We start from the raw sequence: 14,712 nt of genomic DNA on the forward strand, positions 1-14,712 counted from the left end.
CATGCGGCGCGCTGGCGCGCCTACCTGAGCGATTGTTCGGCCGTGGTCGGCTTTGTCGAACCGATGCAAATTTCAGGCCGCGTCACGCGCGTGGCCGGCCTGGTGATGGAAGCGGTGGGCCTGCGCCTGGCCGTCGGCGCCGCCTGTACCGTGCCGCTGCCCAATGGCGGCCGGGTCGAGGCGGAAGTGGTGGGTTTTGAAGGCGACCGCCTGTTTTTGATGCCGCAAAGCGACGTCGAGGGCATCGTGCCCGGCACGCGCGTGTTTTCCGTCGAGCCGGCCATCCCCCGCCCCGGCAGCGTGGCGCACCCGCGCCGCCGCCCCAGCGACCGCGCGCGCCACCTGCCCGTGGGGCCGCAACTGCTGGGCCGCGTGCTCGACGGCGCGGGCCGTCCGCTTGACCAGCTGGGCCCGCTGCACACGACCGACAGCGCCCCCATCAACGTACGCCCCGCCAATCCCCTGGGCCGCGCGCCCATCGTCGATACGCTCGACGTGGGCGTGCGCTCGATCAACGCGATGCTGACCGTGGGCCGCGGCCAGCGCATGGGCCTGTTCGCCGGTTCCGGCGTCGGCAAGAGCGTGCTGCTGGGCATGATGGCCCGCTACACGGAGGCGGACGTGATCGTCGTCGGCCTGATCGGCGAACGGGGCCGCGAAGTAAAGGAATTCATCGAGCAAATCCTCGGCCCCGAAGGCCTGGCCCGTTCCGTCGTCGTGGCCGCGCCGGCCGACACGCCGCCGCTGATGCGCCTGCAAGGGGCCGCGTATGCGACGGCGATTGCCGAACATTTCCGCGATCAGGGGCAAAATGTGCTGTTGATCATGGATTCGCTGACCCGCTACGCCATGGCGCAGCGCGAAATCGCCCTGGCCATCGGCGAGCCGCCCGCCACCAAGGGCTATCCGCCATCCGTCTTCGCCAAGCTGCCCGTGCTGGTGGAACGGGCCGGCAATGGCGAGGAAGGCGGCGGCTCGATCACGGCCTTCTACACCGTGCTGACCGAGGGCGACGACCAGCAGGACCCGATCGCCGACTCGGCGCGCGCCATTCTGGACGGGCATATCGTGCTCAACCGCCGCCTGGCCGAAGCGGGCCATTATCCGGCCATCGACATCGAGCAATCGATTTCGCGCGCCGCCCACTCGATCACCACGCACGAGCACCAGCAGCAGGCGCGCAAGCTGAAACAGCTGTATTCGCGCTACGAGCGCAGCCGCGACCTGATCAGCGTGGGCGCCTACAGCGCCGGCACCGACCCCGTGCTGGACCAGGCCATCGCCCTGCATGAAAAGATCGAGGCGTTTTTGCAACAGCAAATCACGGAGCGGGTCAGCATGGATGAGAGCTTGGGGCAACTTACCGCTCTATTCGACTGATTAGGACTTGCATAGCGGGAATATAATCAGCCATGGCTTCTCCTTCCCAACTTGCTACCCTGATCGACCTTGCCCAGCGCGAAACGGACGATTGCGCCAAGCGCCTGGGCGCGGCCCTGAAAGCGCTCGACGATTGCCGCCAGAAGCTCGACATGCTGTCCGGCTACCGCGACGACTATGCCAAGCGCTTCGAGGCGAGCATGAGCAACGGCATCACGCCCATGGCTTACCGCAACTTCCAGGCCTTCATGGTCAAGCTCGACAGCGCCATCCTGGGCCAGCAGCAAGTGGTCGAGCATGCGCAGACGCGCAGCGAGAATGAAAAGATGCGCTGGCAACTGGCCGAACGCAAGCGCATGTCGTACACCACTCTGAACAACCGGGCGCAGGAACAGGCGCTGAAGCTGGAAAACAAGCGCGACCAGAAAGCAATGGATGAGCACGCGGCGAGACAAGCCTATTACAAACGCTAAGCAACACTGAGGCAGCATCATGCAAACCCAGCCAACACCGATTTCCCAGATCATCTCGCCAAACGCCACGCCCGGTGCCGCCAACCGCAGCCAGCCGTCCACCAGCGGCGCGGCGGGCGACTTCCAGCGCACCCTGAACCGCCAGATCGAGCAACGCCAGGCCAGCCGTAATATGGCGCAAGCGCCAGCGCCGGCGCCGGCACGTCCCGCCAGCCCTGCGGCTGCGCCAGCACCCGCGACGCCGGCGCCCGCCAATGAAGCGAAGCCGGCGCAAGCGGGCACCGAACAGGCGGCCAGCAGCGAACAGCCGCCCGCACCAGCTACCGAGGCGGCGCCCCCCGCCAACGGCGACAATGACAGCGCCACGGCAGAGGCCAGCGTGCCCGCCGTTCCCGCGACGACAGTCACGCCGCCAGCCGACCCGGCCGCCGAGATGCTGGCCCTCGTGGGCAGCATCCAGCTGGCCATCCAACCGCCGGCGCCAGCCGCCAACGCCGTGCCGGAACTGCCGGCGCGCGCCAGCGTCAAGGCCGACGGCAAGGGCCTGGCAACCGGTCCATTGCTGGCAGCGGGCCAGGGCAGCGGCAAGGCCGCCGCCACCGTCATCGCGCAAGCGGACAGCGGCGACTTTGCCGACAGCCTGGGCCAGGCCCAGGGCAAGGCGGCCGCCACACCAGGCGCCGGCGTGCCGGCAGGCAAGGCCGAGCCGGGCAAGCTGGCCGTCGACGCCCAGCTGGCGGCCACCGCCAAGGCGGGCGCCGCCGTAGCCGAACCCATCTTCAAGGAAACGCCTGCCGACCTGAGCCGCCTTGCGGCCCAGTTGCAGCCGGGCGCGCTGCAGCAGGCCGCGGCCGCCGTGGCCGTGCCGGCCGACAAGCTGACGGGCCGGGTCGGCTCGCCGGCCTGGGACCAGCAACTGGGGCAGAAAGTCGTGTGGATGGCGGCCGGCGGCGACCAGAGCGCCACCCTGACCCTGAATCCGCCCGATCTGGGGCCCGTGCAGGTGGTCCTGACGGTCACCAATGATCAGGCCGATGCCGCCTTCATGTCGGCCCAGCCGGAAGTACGCCAGGCGCTGGAAGCGGCCATGCCGCGCCTGCGCGAAATGATGAGCGAAGCGGGCATCGCCTTCGGCAGCGCCACCGTCTCGGCCGGCACGCCGGAACAGCAAAACCATGGCGAGCGCGCCGCCTCGGGCGAACGCCGTGGCAATGGTCAGGGTGGCGGCACCTCCGGCGGCGAGATCGCCATCGCGCCGGCAGCTGGCGGCCGCAGCCGACCCAGCCTGAGTGCCGTGGATACCTTTGCCTGACGACAATTCGTCGTCCGCAGGCCACAGGCGCGCGCCTCGGCATAACTTTTCGTATAAAAACAGCGAGTTGAGGGCGCTTCCGCCCTCTTTTCACTGCATCCTTCTGCGCAGAATTTGCCGATAATGACATAATGGCGTCGTGATCCACTTCCATGCACCCGAGTACCATTGAAAGCAAATCCAAAAATGAAAGCAGATCCGAAAGCAGATGCAGGCCTGGCCCCCGCCGGCGCCTCGAAAAAGAAGCTTCTGATCATCGTGCTGGCCTCGGTGCTGGTGGCCGGCGGCATCGGCGGCGGTGCCGCCTGGTACTTCTTGCATGGCAAGGCCGATAAAGAAGAAGCGGCGCCGAGCAAGAAAAAACACGCCGCTTCCAAGGCAGGTCCGCCCGTTTTCGTCCCCGTCGATGCCTTCACCGTCAACTTGCAGCCGGAAAATGGCGAGCAATATCTGCAGATCGCGTTTACCCTGCAGGTGGGCAGTCCGGAAGAAATGGATAGCATCAAGCTGAACATGCCGAAAGTGCGCAGCCGCTTGTTGCTGCTGCTGTCCGGCAAGAAGGCGTCCGAACTCAATACCGTGGAAGGCAAGCAGCAGCTGGCGGCCGAAATCATCAATCAGGTGAACCAGCCGTTCGAGGACAAAGGGCCGGAGCAGGACGTGACGGACGTATTATTTACCGCATTCATCATTCAATAAGCAGCCATGGCCGATAATTTCCTCTCCCAGGAAGAAGTCGATGCCCTTCTGAAGGGCGTCAACGGAGACCAGGACGACGCGCAGACGCCGGAAGATGTCACGGGAGTTCGTACCTACAACCTGGCAACCCAGGAGCGCATCGTGCGCGGCCGGATGCCGACGTTGGAAATTATCAACGAGCGTTTCGCCCGGCTGCTGCGCGTGGGCCTGTTCAACTTCCTGCGCCGCAGCGCCGAAGTGTCGGTCGGCTCCGTGCGCGTCTCGAAGTACAGCGAGTTCATCCGTAATCTGGTGGTGCCGACCAATCTGAACCTGGTGCACATGAAGCCGCTGCGCGGCACGGCCCTGATGGTCTTCGATCCGGGCCTCGTCTTCCTGCTGGTCGACAACCTGTTCGGCGGCGACGGACGCTTCCATACCCGCGTCGAAGGGCGCGACTTTACGCAGACGGAGCAGCGCATCATCCTGCGCATCCTCGATATCGTCTTCGAAGCCTATACCAAGTCGTGGGAGCCGGTCTTCCCCGTCGAATTCGAATATATCCGTTCAGAAATGAACACGCAGTTCGCCAACATCGCCACGCCGAACGAGGTGGTGGTGGCGTCCACGTTTACGGTGGAACTGGGCTCCGTTTCCGGACAAATCCACTTCTGCATGCCGTATTCGATGATCGAGCCGATCCGCGATTCGCTGACCTCGAGCCTGCAGGGCGAGGCGCTGGAAGTGGACAAGCGCTGGATCCGCCTGATGACGCAGCAGATCCAGATCGCCGAAGTCGAGCTGGTGGCCTCGCTGGGCACGGCGCGCGTGTCGTTCGACGAGATTTTGAACATGAAGGTGGGCGACATCATCCCCCTGAATATTCCCGAACTGATCGCCGCCACCGTCGACGGCGTGCCCGTGATGGATTGCACGTATGGCGTGTTGAACGGACAATATGCGCTGAAAGTCGAAAAGTTGCTGGCGAATGCCGACAATATGAATAACCATTAAGAAATACCCGGATCGCGCTGCGGTCCGTATCTGTACAACAGGAGAAACACATGTCTGACAACCAAGACGACCAAAGCGCGGAAGACGATTGGGGCGCGGCCATTGCCGAGCAGGCCAAGGCGGAAGCCGAAGCGCTGCAGAACCAGGCCGCCACTACGGCCAGCGCGGCGAGCGCCGCCGTGTTCAAGGACTTTTCCAAGCAGGCATCGAAGTCGGAAACGCACAACGATATCGATTTCATCCTCGATATTCCCGTGCAGCTGACGGTCGAACTGGGCCGCACCAAGATCGCCATCAAGAACCTGCTGCAACTGGCGCAGGGTTCCGTGGTCGAGCTCGACGGCCTGGCCGGCGAACCGATGGACGTGCTGGTCAACGGCTGCCTGATCGCCCAGGGCGAAGTGGTGGTGGTCAATGACAAGTTCGGCATCCGCCTGACCGACATCATCACGCCTTCCGAACGCATCCGAAAATTGAATAAATGAAGCCTGGCCTGTTGATTTCCACCGTGCTGCCGCTCCTGGCGGCATGCAGCATTGCCCACGCGGAACCGGCAGCCGCGTCGGCGCCGGCGGCCAGCGCCGCCAGCGCTTCCGTCGCGGCAGCAAGCGTGACACCGCCCGTTGCCGCAGCAACGGTGCCGGCCACCTCGCCTGCCGCCGCCCTGCCCGCCATGCCGGCGGGTGCGCCCATGACGATGGCGCCGACAAGCTCGGCCGGCAGCCTGCTGCAAACCATCTTCGCGCTGATGTTCGTGCTGGCCCTGCTGATCGGCCTGGCCTGGTTCATGAAACGCTATGGCCCCAAGGTCATGGGCGGCAACAACAAGATGCGCGTCGTCAGCTCGCTCAACCTGGGCGGACGCGAACGCATCGTCCTCGTCGAAGTGGCCGACCAGTGGATCGTCGTCGGCGCCTCGCCCGGCAGGATCAACGCGCTGGCCACCATGCCGCGCCAGGAAGGCGAGTTGCCGCAACTGGCGACGGCGCAAAACGGCCCTGCGGCCGCCAATTTTTCCGAGTGGCTGAAACAGACCATCGAAAAACGCAATGGGAAATAAGCAGCAGATGGCGTGGTCCACCTTGAAGACTCCCCTGACCTGGCTGCTGGCGGCCGCCGCTCTGGCCTTGCCGCTGTGGGCGCTGGCCGAACCGGGCATCCCGGCCTTCAACAGCACGCCGGCGCCGGGCGGCGGCCAGAATTACTCGCTGCCGGTGCAGACGCTCATCCTGATGACGTCGCTCACCTTCCTGCCGGCGGCCCTCTTGATGATGACCTGCTTTACGCGCATCATCATCGTGTTGTCCCTGCTGCGCCAGGCCATCGGCACGCAATCGGCGCCGCCGAACCAGGTGCTGGTGGGGCTGGCCCTGTTTTTGACCCTGTTCGTCATGGGCCCCGTGTTCGACAAGATCTATACGGATGCGTATCAACCGTATCAGGAAAACAAGATCAGCATGCAGCAGGCGATGGACAAGGGCGTCGATCCCCTGAAAACCTTCATGCTCAAGCAGACGCGCCAGGCCGACCTGGCCCTGTTCGCCAAGATGTCGCGCTCGGCGGCCCTGCAAGGCCCGGAAGACGTGCCGCTGCGCATCCTCGTGCCCGCCTTCGTCACCAGCGAACTGAAGACGGCGTTCCAGATCGGCTTTGCCATCTTCATCCCGTTTCTGATCATCGACATGGTGGTCGCCAGCGTGCTGATGTCGATGGGGATGATGATGATGTCGCCGGCGACGATCTCGCTGCCGTTCAAGCTGATGCTGTTCGTGCTCGTCGACGGCTGGCAGTTGCTGCTGGGCTCGCTGTCCCAGAGTTTTTACTAGGGGAAGTACGATGACACCCGAAAGCGTCATGACCTTGGGCCGCCATGCGATGGAAATCACCCTGATGGTGGCCGCGCCCATGCTGCTCGTCGCCCTCATCATCGGCTTGATCGTCAGTATCTTCCAGGCGGCCACGCAGATCAACGAGGCGACCCTGTCCTTCATCCCCAAGCTGGTCGGCATCTTCGTCGCCATCGTCGTGGCCGGCCCTTGGATGCTGTCCGTCATGCTCGACTACATGCGCCAGGTGTTCACGGGCATCCCGAACCTGGTCGGCTAGTGCAGCGATTGTTGCCATGCTGACCCTGTCGAGCATCGAACTGAACACGTGGATCGCAGCACTGCTGTGGCCGCTTAGCCGCATCCTCGGCCTGATCGCGGCCGCCCCCCTGTTCGGCAACGCGGCCGTGCCGGCCACCGTGAAGGTGACCCTGGGCGCGCTGCTGGCCATGATCATCGCCCCCACCGTGCCGGCCTTGCCTGCCATCAACCCGATGTCCCTGCCCGGCCTGCTGATCCTCACGCAAGAGATGCTGGTCGGGCTGGCCATGGGCTTTTCCATCCGCATCGTGTTTTCCGCCATCGAAATGGCCGGTGAACTCAGCAGTCTGACCATGGGCCTGGGCTTCGCCTCGTTCTTCGATCCGCAAACCAAGGGCAGGTCGTCCGCCATCAGCCAGTTCCTCGTCATGCTGGCCACCTTGATGTTTTTGACCGTCAACGGCCATCTGGTCTTGCTGGCGGCGCTGGCGGAAAGCTTCGTCAGCCTGCCGATTTCATCGAGTCCCATCAGCGGCGGCGGTTTCCAGCAATTGGCGGCCTGGGGCGGGGAAATCTTCCGTTCCGGCCTGCAAATTTCGCTGCCCATCATCGCCGCCCTGCTGCTGACCAACGTGGCGCTGGGCATCTTGACGCGGGCCGCGCCGCAGCTGAACATTTTCGGTATCGGTTTCCCCGTCACCCTGGGCGTGGGCTTGCTGGTGATCGGCATGGTCCTGCCCTATCTGGCCACGCCGTTCCAGAACATGTTCCTGCGCGGCATAGAAACGGCGCGCTTGCTGCCGCGCGGCTTTGCCACGCGCGACCGGCCGCCGCCGCCGGCGCCGCCGCATCCCCTGCGCCCGGCAGCGCCGACGCCGCTGCCGCCCGCGCGCTGATCAGGGCTGCCAGCCCAGCGCGTGGCGCAACAGCAGCGCCGACAACACGAACATGGTCACGCCGATCAAGCCATCGAGCACTTGCCAGGCCCGGGGCCGCGCAAACCACGGCGCCAGCCAGCGCGCGCCATAGCCCAACGATGCAAACCACAGCAGGCTGGCCGCGCTGGCGCCGGCGATGAAGCAGCCACGCAGCGCGCCCGGTTGCTGGGCGCCGATGCTTCCCACCAGCAAGACCGTATCGAGATAGACATGGGGATTGAGCAAGGTAAATGCGGCCGCCTGGGCCAGGATGGCGCCCAGCGCCAGCCCGGCACCGCCTTCGGCCGCGCGCAGCTGCTGCGGCCGGCGCGCGCGCCGCAGCGCTTGCCAACCGTAGACGGCCAGGAAAACGGCGCCGCCCAATGCCAGCGCGCTGGCCAGCAAGGGGCGCTGCCCCAGCGCATGGGCCATGCCCAACACGCCGGCGGCAATCAGGGCCGCGTCGGCCAGCGCGCAAAACAGCACGATGGCGCCCACATGTTCGCGGCGCAAGCCTTGCCGCAAGACAAAGGCATTTTGCGAGCCGATGGCAACGATGAGTCCCAGGCCCAGGGTCAAGCCCTGGAGAAAGACGGAAAAAACGAGTGGGGTGGTGGCGGTCGAAAGTGTCATGCAGCGATCTTGCCAGCCGCACACAATGAAGGCAAACTACCTTTACTGCAGTAAGTTAAGGAAAACTTCATTCATGCTCGATTATGCCGCCCTCGCCGCCCTGGCCGCCGTCCTCCGCGAAGGCAGTTTCGAGCGCGCCGCACGCGCCTTGCACGTGACGCCATCGGCCATTTCGCAGCGCATCCGCCTGCTGGAAGAGCGCGTCGGCTGCGCGCTGGTGATACGCGACCAGCCCTGCCGCGCCACGGAAACGGGCCGGCGCCTGTGCCAGCACGTGGACCAGGTGCAGCTGCTCGAACAGGATTTGCAGGGCACCTTGCCGGCGCTGGCGCAGACAGCACTGGGCGTGTCGCGCGCCAGCGTGCCCGTCGCCGTGAATGCCGACAGCCTGGCCACCTGGCTGACGCCCGCCATCGCCGCCTTTGCGGCCGGGCACCCGGTGCTGCTGCAAGTGGCCGTCGACGACCAGGACCATACGGCCGAATGGCTGCGCAGCGGCGCCGTGCTGGCCGCCGTCAGCGCCACGGCCCGGCCCGCATCGGGCTGCAACAGCCGCCCGCTGGGCGCCATGCGCTACCTGGCCGCCGCCAGTCCCGCCTTCCTGCAGCGCTATTTTGCCCACGGCGTCGGCGCCGCCAGCCTGGCGCTGGCACCCAGCCTCGTCTTCAATGCCAAGGACGAACTGCAGGCGCGCTGGGTGCGGCGCCTGTGCCACCGGCACGTGGAACTGCCGCGCCATGCCCTGCCTTCGTCGCATGCCTTCGTCACGGCCGCCCTGGCCGGCATGGGCTGGGGCTTGCACCCGCAGGCGCTGATCCAGCCGCATATTGACAATGGCAGCCTGGTCGAACTGCTGCCGGATACCCCGCTCGATGTCGCCCTGTACTGGCATACGGCGCGCGCCGCCTCCGGCCTGCTCGACGGCTTGAGCGCAGCCATCGTGGCCGCCGCCCGCACGGCCCTGCTGCCGCCCTGACGGGCCGCCTCAATGCTGGTCGCTGCTGAATGCGAAGCGCCGGCGCCGCAGGTCGACGTTCAGGCGCAACTGGTGATGTTTGACCAGGTAGCGCACGCCGACGACGGCGGCCGCCAGGCCCGACAGGGCGGCGATGCCCAGCGCCCAGCGCGGGCCGAAGGTGTCGGCCACCCAGCCCACGATGGGCGCGCCCAGCGGCGTGCCGCCTGCCGAGATCGCCAAAAGGATGGCCATCACGCGGCCCCGCATGGCGGGCGCCGTCGACAGTTGCACGCTGCTGTTGACGCTGGTGGTAAACGTTTGCGCGGCGATGCCGATGACCACCAGCATCATGCCGAACAGCCAGTAATTGGGCATCACGGCGGCCAGCGCGCAGGCCAGCCCGAACAGCGCGGCCGCCCCCAGCAGCAGGGCCAGCGTCGGCTGGCCGCGCCCCGCCGCCAGCAGGGCGCCGGCCACGGAGCCGCATGCCATCACGGAGCTGAGCACGCCATACTGGCCGGCGCCCGCATGGAAGGCCGTCACGGACATGGTCGAGAGGAAAATCGGGAAGTTCAGGCCGAAGGTGCCGATCAGAAACAGCATCAGCAGGATGGCCATCAGGTCGGGCCGCTGGCGCACGTAGCGGAAACCCTCGCCGAGGCTGGCGCGCGTGGCCTTGACGCGCGGCGCATGGCGCAGCAGTTCTACGCGCAGCAGCAACAGCGAACCGATCACGGCGGCAAAACTGACGGCGTTGATGATGAAGACCCAGCCGCTGCCGACGCTGCTGATCAGCAAGCCGGCGACGGCAGGACCCAGCATGCGCGCCGCATTGAACGAGGTGGAGTTAAGCGCCACGGCGTTCGTCAGATCTTCCTCGCCGACGATTTCAGCCACGAAAGTCTGGCGCACGGGCGAATCGAAGGCCGTCACGCAGCCCAGCAGGAAAGCAAACACATACACATGCCACAGTTCTACCAGGCCGCTGATGCACAATATCCCGAGTCCCAGCGCCAGCAAGCCCATGGCCGCCTGCGTGCACAGCAGCAATTTCCTGCGGTCGAGCAGGTCGGCCGCCATGCCCGTCAGGGGCAGCAACAGCAGTTGCGGGCCGAATTGCAAGGCCATGACGATGCCGACGGCGCTGGCATTGTGCTGCGTCAATTCGCTCAGCACCAGCCAATCCTGCGCCGTGCGCTGCATCCACGTGCCGATATTCGACACGAGGGCGCCGCCGGCCCAGATACGGTAATTGGGAATGCGTAGCGAACGGAATGTGTTGTTCATCTGGGCGTGCGGGCTCCTTGCCGGGGTCGTGGTGAAAAATTCAGCGGATCACTCCGCCAAGCGTTTGAGTAAGGCCACCGCCTTGTCGAGCTCGGTGACTTCGGCCGGCGTGAGCCGGGTTTCGATGGTGCGCGCCAGCCAGTCTTCGCGTGCGGCGCGGCTCGCCGCGATCCAGGCGCGGCAGCTGTCCGTCAGGGTCAATAGCGTCTGCCGACCATCGAGCGGGTCGGGCGACCCCGTCACCATCCGCGCTTGCGTCAAGGCTTGCACGGTGGCGGCCATGGACTGGGGCCGCATGCCTTCGGCGCGCGCCAGGCTGCTGGCGGTGGCGGGGCCGTCGCGCTCGAGACGGCTGAGCACGGACGCCTGCGACATGCTGACGTCCCCCAGGTACGCCTCTTCGCGCAGGCGGCGGCGCAATTTGCCGACCAGGATGCGCAATTCGCCGGCCAGTTGCAGAACTTGTTCGTGGTCTTCTTGCGCGGTGGTCATGGTGGCCGTGTGGTGTATCAACGGACTCCACTATAACATATATGCAGTTAGACTGCACAGTTTGCCTGCATATATTGCCAGAACAGCCAGATTCCGCGCGCAAAAAAGCCGGGGCGGGAGATGCACTCCCTGCCCCGGCTTGCCGGCCCATCCCGCGATGCCGGTGCGTCAGCTGATGTAATTGAACAGCGACAAGCCCGAGATCGAAGTGAACGATTTTTGCGCCGCCTGCAGGGTCACTTGCTGCTGGCTGAAGGTGGAAATGGCTTTCACCATGTCCAGGTCTTGCAGGTCCGACAAGGTGGTGGCGTACTGGATGTCGAGATCGTCGCCGGCGCTGTCGAGGTAATCGAGTTCCTTCATGCGGGAACCGACATCGGCGCGCACGGACAGCACATTGTCATAGGCCGTGTCGAGGATGTTGTGCGCGGCGTTCAAGCCGTTCGTCAGGCGCGCCTGGCCCGCATCGCCGCTGCCAGGCTGGCGCAGCACGCCGATCAGGTTTTTCACGGTGGTAAACAACGATTCCTTGGCGCTCGGCTCCAGGGTAAAGCTGTCCAGGTCGGCCGGCTTGCCCGTGATGTTCACTTGCTGGCCGTCGAAGGTGATGGCGTCGCCCGCCTTGTAGGGGATGGGCACGGCAGGATTGGGCACCGTCTGGCCCAGGGTGGCGTCGGTGACGGTATAGGTGGTGACGGCGTCCGTTCCCGTGCCCGTGACCTTGAAGTCGATCGAGTACTTGTGCCCCGTCAATGCCGACGGGTCCGTCACCGTGCCGCCCGAAATCACGCCCGAGCCGCCGCGCGTGAAGTTGGCGGTAGCGGCGGCCGTCGTGAACTTGCCGTTGCCCGTCAGGTTGTTTTCAAACACGGTGGCGCCGGAATCGCTGGTGGCCAGGTAGCGCGCCGAACCCACCTGCAATTCGCGCTGTCCCTGGTCGCCCACATAGCTGGCGCCCGTCGGCGTCTGGCTGAATGGCTGGGTCGTGGATTTGTAGCCGGAAAACAGGTAGCCGCCCGCGCCGTCGGCCGTATTCGCGATGCCCAGCAAGTCGGTCAGCCGGCCTTCCAGCTCCCTCGCCAGGGTATCGCGGTCGACATCCTTCAGGGAAGGGTTACCGGCCTTGAGCACCAGGTCCTTCACGTCGGCGATCAGCGAGGTGGTGCTGGCCAGCGCCAGCTCTTCCTGCGACAGGAAGTTCTTCGCATTCGAACGGTTCGTCACGAACTGGGTGTTGATCGATTGCGACTGCGTCACTTCCAGCGCGCGCGCCGAGGCGATCGGATCGTCGGCCGGCGTCAGGTTGCGGCGGTTCGACGACAGCTGCATCTGCGTACGGTTCAAGGCGCCCTGCAGATTGTTCAGCTGCGAGCTGCCCTGGTCATAAATCATTCGTGTGCTGATGCGCATGATGCTGCCCTTCCAGAAAGCCGCCGCGCGCTATGTCGCGGCAAAAATTGATTAACGTCCCAGGCCGATGACGACGTCGAACAGGGTGCTGGCGATCTGCATGACCTTGCCGCACGCCTGGTAGGACTGCTGGTAACGCAGCAGGTTGGCCGCCTCTTCATCGAGGTTGACGCCGGAAACGGCCTGCTGCTGGGTGCTGACCTGCTGCAGCAAGGCCAGGCTGGCCAGGCCGCTCACCTGCACTTCGCGCGTCTTGTTGCCCACGAAGCTGACGGTTTGCGCATACGAACCCTGGAACGTGGCATTGCCGCCATCGAGGATATTCTTCGTCTGCAAGCCCGCCAGCAGCGCGGCATTGCGGTTGTCGCCCACGCCGCCCGTATTGGGCTTGATGACGAAGGTATCGCCCTGCGCCGGCGTGCCCGTCATGCTGACATTGATGCCGCCAAAGCTGAAGTTGTCGCCTTCCGTGTAGGGGATGTTCGCCGTGCCGGCCGGATAGGTCGTGGTCGCGCCATTCAAGCCCTTGACCGTCACCGCCTGGCCCGCCGGGAAACCCGTCAGCGAGGTGGTCGCCTTGTCATACGTCAAGGTCAGTGGACCGGTCAGGGCATTGCCCGGCGTCAGGTAGGCCTTGTCGACGGAGCCGGCGCTGAGCTTGCCGGAACCCGTATTGGCCACCGGCGCCGAGGTGGCGATCGGCGCGGCGGCCGCGATCTTGTTGCGGTCGGTGATCAGCACGTTCAAGCCGGCCGCGCCATTCGCCGTGGGTTTGATGACGTAGTTGTCGCCTTGGGCGGCCGTGCCCGAGATCGAGAAATCGACGCCGTCGATGGTTTGCGGCCCCGTTTGCGGATACGGATTGATGATGGTGTGCGTGCCGTCGGATTCGCGCGTTACCACATAGTTGCTGCCGTCGTATTTCAGGCTGTAATCGCTGGCCGTCAGCTTGGTCGGGTCGCTGACCTTGGCCGACAGCACCGTGGTGCTGCTGGCGTTGTTGCCGCGGTCGGCACCGATCACGGGGTCGGGTATCTTGAAAAAATCGCCGCCCATGGCGCCATTCAAGTCCTGGCCCAGCTTGTGCTGGTCGTTGAAGGTGCTGGCCAGCGCGATGGCGACCTTGCCCAGCGAGTTCTGGACATTGTCCAGCGTACCGCTGCGAAATTCCAGCAAGCCGCCCAGCGAACCGCCGGTCAGGGAACTGTCCGGCAGCACGGTGACGGTGCTGCCCGTGACATAGCCCACCTCGATGCGGTTCGGGTCCGTCCGCGAAGGCGTGGCCGCCAGTTCGAAGCTGCGGTCCGCCACCACCAGGGGCTGGCCGGCGCCGATGGAAATGGTCACGGTATTGTTGGCGGCGGGCTGCACCGTCGCCTTCACATATTTGTTCAATTCCGTGATCAGCTGGTCGCGCTGGTCCAGCAGATCGTTGGGCTGGTTGCTGGCATCGACCGACAACTGGGAAATCGACTTGTTCAGCTCGGCGAGCTGCTTGGCATAGGTATTGATCACCGTCACATTCGACGTGATCTGCGAATTGACGCCGTCACCGATCTCCGTCAGGCGCGCGCTCAGACCCTGAAAGCGCGAAGCGAGCGAGCCGGCGCTCGACAGCAGCGCCTGGCGCGACGCGACCGACGAGGGATTCGAGCTGAAATCCTGCACGCCCTTGAAGAAATCCTGCATGGCGGGCGACAGACCGGCCGTGGGATCGGCCAGCAGATTGTCGATCTGGCTGATCTGCGTGTAATACGTGTCGAGCGCACTGGTCGCGCTTTGCGCGGAATTGACCTGAGTGGCCATGAAGCTGTCGTACTGGCGCTTGATCTGCGACACTTCCGTGCCCGTGCCGACAAAGCCATAGCCGGCATAGTTGGACTGCGACGTCTGCTGCAGCACCACCTGGCGGCTGTAGCCGGCCACGTTGGCGTTGGTGATGTTATGCCCGGTCGTCGACAGGCCCACCTGCGCTGCAAGCAAACCGCTCTTACCGATGCTGAGTAGATTCGAAGTCATGGTGTCTTATTGGTTACCGTCAAATGTATTTACGGCAGCCGCGGCGAAAACT

General features: G+C 65.0%; 16 protein-coding genes. 11 read left to right on the forward strand and 5 right to left on the reverse strand.

Annotated features, from left to right (window positions below; translation table 11 throughout):
- The first annotated feature begins 63 nt into the window (after positions 1-63).
- The 10 genes from fliI (at position 64) to fliR (ending at position 7,840) form a co-directional block, all read left to right on the forward strand.
- Positions 64-1,380 carry a flagellar protein export ATPase FliI gene (gene fliI, locus D9M09_RS20430; RefSeq protein ID WP_227742184.1) on the forward strand — a complete coding sequence of 439 codons (1,317 nt, stop codon included), beginning with the start codon at positions 64-66 and terminating at the stop codon, positions 1,378-1,380.
- Between the two features lie 32 nt (positions 1,381-1,412).
- A complete protein-coding gene (gene fliJ, locus D9M09_RS20435; RefSeq protein ID WP_070220122.1) occupies positions 1,413-1,853 on the forward strand; it encodes a flagellar export protein FliJ in 441 nt (146 codons plus the stop codon).
- 19 nt (positions 1,854-1,872) lie between these two features.
- Positions 1,873-3,165, forward strand: a complete 1,293-nt coding sequence (locus tag D9M09_RS20440; protein ID WP_240453432.1) for a flagellar hook-length control protein FliK — start codon at positions 1,873-1,875, stop codon at positions 3,163-3,165.
- A 186-nt stretch (positions 3,166-3,351) separates the two neighbouring features.
- Complete coding sequence (fliL, locus tag D9M09_RS20445) at positions 3,352-3,864, forward strand: flagellar basal body-associated protein FliL (RefSeq protein ID WP_070220126.1); 513 nt, start codon at positions 3,352-3,354, stop codon at positions 3,862-3,864.
- Between the two features lie 6 nt (positions 3,865-3,870).
- A complete protein-coding gene (fliM, locus tag D9M09_RS20450) occupies positions 3,871-4,857 on the forward strand; it encodes a flagellar motor switch protein FliM (protein ID WP_070220128.1) in 987 nt (328 codons plus the stop codon).
- A gap of 50 nt (positions 4,858-4,907) precedes the next feature.
- Complete coding sequence (gene fliN / locus D9M09_RS20455; RefSeq protein WP_070220130.1) at positions 4,908-5,342, forward strand: flagellar motor switch protein FliN; 435 nt, start codon at positions 4,908-4,910, stop codon at positions 5,340-5,342.
- Positions 5,339-5,917: a flagellar biosynthetic protein FliO gene (fliO, locus tag D9M09_RS20460; protein ID WP_121670250.1), complete on the forward strand. Its 579-nt coding sequence runs from the start codon at positions 5,339-5,341 to the stop codon at positions 5,915-5,917. The genes fliN and fliO overlap by 4 nt, the downstream gene beginning before the upstream one ends.
- Before the next feature lie 7 nt (positions 5,918-5,924).
- Positions 5,925-6,683, forward strand: coding sequence for a flagellar type III secretion system pore protein FliP (gene fliP / locus D9M09_RS20465; RefSeq protein WP_373631560.1), 759 nt, complete (start codon positions 5,925-5,927; stop codon positions 6,681-6,683).
- 10 nt (positions 6,684-6,693) lie between these two features.
- Positions 6,694-6,963 (forward strand): flagellar biosynthesis protein FliQ, encoded by a 270-nt coding sequence (gene fliQ / locus D9M09_RS20470; protein WP_034754044.1) that lies wholly within the window; start codon positions 6,694-6,696, stop codon positions 6,961-6,963.
- Between the two features lie 16 nt (positions 6,964-6,979).
- A complete protein-coding gene (fliR, locus tag D9M09_RS20475) occupies positions 6,980-7,840 on the forward strand; it encodes a flagellar biosynthetic protein FliR (RefSeq protein WP_070289132.1) in 861 nt (286 codons plus the stop codon).
- Here the strand turns inward: fliR and D9M09_RS20480 are convergent, their stop codons facing one another.
- A complete protein-coding gene (locus tag D9M09_RS20480) occupies positions 7,841-8,494 on the reverse strand; it encodes a LysE/ArgO family amino acid transporter (protein ID WP_070289131.1) in 654 nt (217 codons plus the stop codon).
- 73 nt (positions 8,495-8,567) lie between these two features.
- Here D9M09_RS20480 and D9M09_RS20485 point away from each other — a divergent pair, with 73 nt between their 5' ends.
- A complete protein-coding gene (locus tag D9M09_RS20485) occupies positions 8,568-9,470 on the forward strand; it encodes a LysR family transcriptional regulator ArgP (RefSeq protein WP_121670251.1) in 903 nt (300 codons plus the stop codon).
- 9 nt (positions 9,471-9,479) lie between these two features.
- Here the strand turns inward: D9M09_RS20485 and D9M09_RS20490 are convergent, their stop codons facing one another.
- From D9M09_RS20490 to flgK, 4 genes are all read right to left on the reverse strand, one after another.
- The gene (locus tag D9M09_RS20490) at positions 9,480-10,739 is read right to left on the reverse strand and encodes an MFS transporter (protein WP_121670252.1); all 1,260 of its coding nucleotides are present in this window, start codon (positions 10,737-10,739) and stop codon (positions 9,480-9,482) included.
- A 48-nt stretch (positions 10,740-10,787) separates the two neighbouring features.
- Positions 10,788-11,231 (reverse strand): MarR family winged helix-turn-helix transcriptional regulator, encoded by a 444-nt coding sequence (locus tag D9M09_RS20495; protein ID WP_121670253.1) that lies wholly within the window; start codon positions 11,229-11,231, stop codon positions 10,788-10,790.
- Between the two features lie 168 nt (positions 11,232-11,399).
- The gene (gene flgL, locus D9M09_RS20500) at positions 11,400-12,641 is read right to left on the reverse strand and encodes a flagellar hook-associated protein FlgL (protein WP_070220145.1); all 1,242 of its coding nucleotides are present in this window, start codon (positions 12,639-12,641) and stop codon (positions 11,400-11,402) included.
- Positions 12,642-12,692: 51 nt separating this feature from the next.
- Positions 12,693-14,660, reverse strand: a complete 1,968-nt coding sequence (gene flgK / locus D9M09_RS20505) for a flagellar hook-associated protein FlgK (protein WP_070220147.1) — start codon at positions 14,658-14,660, stop codon at positions 12,693-12,695.
- Between the last annotated feature and the right edge of the window lie 52 nt (positions 14,661-14,712).

It is taken from the genome of Janthinobacterium agaricidamnosum, from assembly GCF_003667705.1.
In the GTDB taxonomy this organism is placed as follows: Bacteria; Pseudomonadota; Gammaproteobacteria; order Burkholderiales; family Burkholderiaceae_D; genus Janthinobacterium.

Coding starts and splice junctions, on each gene's coding strand:
- fliP (WP_373631560.1), top strand. CDS start 5,925: ATGGCGTGGTCCACCTTGAAGACTCCCCTGACCTGGCTGCTGGCGGCC.
- flgL (WP_070220145.1), bottom strand. CDS start 12,641: ATGCGCATCAGCACACGAATGATTTATGACCAGGGCAGCTCGCAGCTG.
- D9M09_RS20480 (WP_070289131.1), bottom strand. CDS start 8,494: ATGACACTTTCGACCGCCACCACCCCACTCGTTTTTTCCGTCTTTCTC.
- fliN (WP_070220130.1), top strand. CDS start 4,908: ATGTCTGACAACCAAGACGACCAAAGCGCGGAAGACGATTGGGGCGCG.
- fliM (WP_070220128.1), top strand. CDS start 3,871: ATGGCCGATAATTTCCTCTCCCAGGAAGAAGTCGATGCCCTTCTGAAG.
- fliJ (WP_070220122.1), top strand. CDS start 1,413: ATGGCTTCTCCTTCCCAACTTGCTACCCTGATCGACCTTGCCCAGCGC.
- flgK (WP_070220147.1), bottom strand. CDS start 14,660: ATGACTTCGAATCTACTCAGCATCGGTAAGAGCGGTTTGCTTGCAGCG.
- D9M09_RS20495 (WP_121670253.1), bottom strand. CDS start 11,231: ATGACCACCGCGCAAGAAGACCACGAACAAGTTCTGCAACTGGCCGGC.
- D9M09_RS20440 (WP_240453432.1), top strand. CDS start 1,873: ATGCAAACCCAGCCAACACCGATTTCCCAGATCATCTCGCCAAACGCC.
- fliQ (WP_034754044.1), top strand. CDS start 6,694: ATGACACCCGAAAGCGTCATGACCTTGGGCCGCCATGCGATGGAAATC.
- fliO (WP_121670250.1), top strand. CDS start 5,339: ATGAAGCCTGGCCTGTTGATTTCCACCGTGCTGCCGCTCCTGGCGGCA.
- D9M09_RS20490 (WP_121670252.1), bottom strand. CDS start 10,739: ATGAACAACACATTCCGTTCGCTACGCATTCCCAATTACCGTATCTGG.
- fliL (WP_070220126.1), top strand. CDS start 3,352: ATGAAAGCAGATCCGAAAGCAGATGCAGGCCTGGCCCCCGCCGGCGCC.
- fliR (WP_070289132.1), top strand. CDS start 6,980: ATGCTGACCCTGTCGAGCATCGAACTGAACACGTGGATCGCAGCACTG.
- D9M09_RS20485 (WP_121670251.1), top strand. CDS start 8,568: ATGCTCGATTATGCCGCCCTCGCCGCCCTGGCCGCCGTCCTCCGCGAA.
- fliI (WP_227742184.1), top strand. CDS start 64: ATGCAAATTTCAGGCCGCGTCACGCGCGTGGCCGGCCTGGTGATGGAA.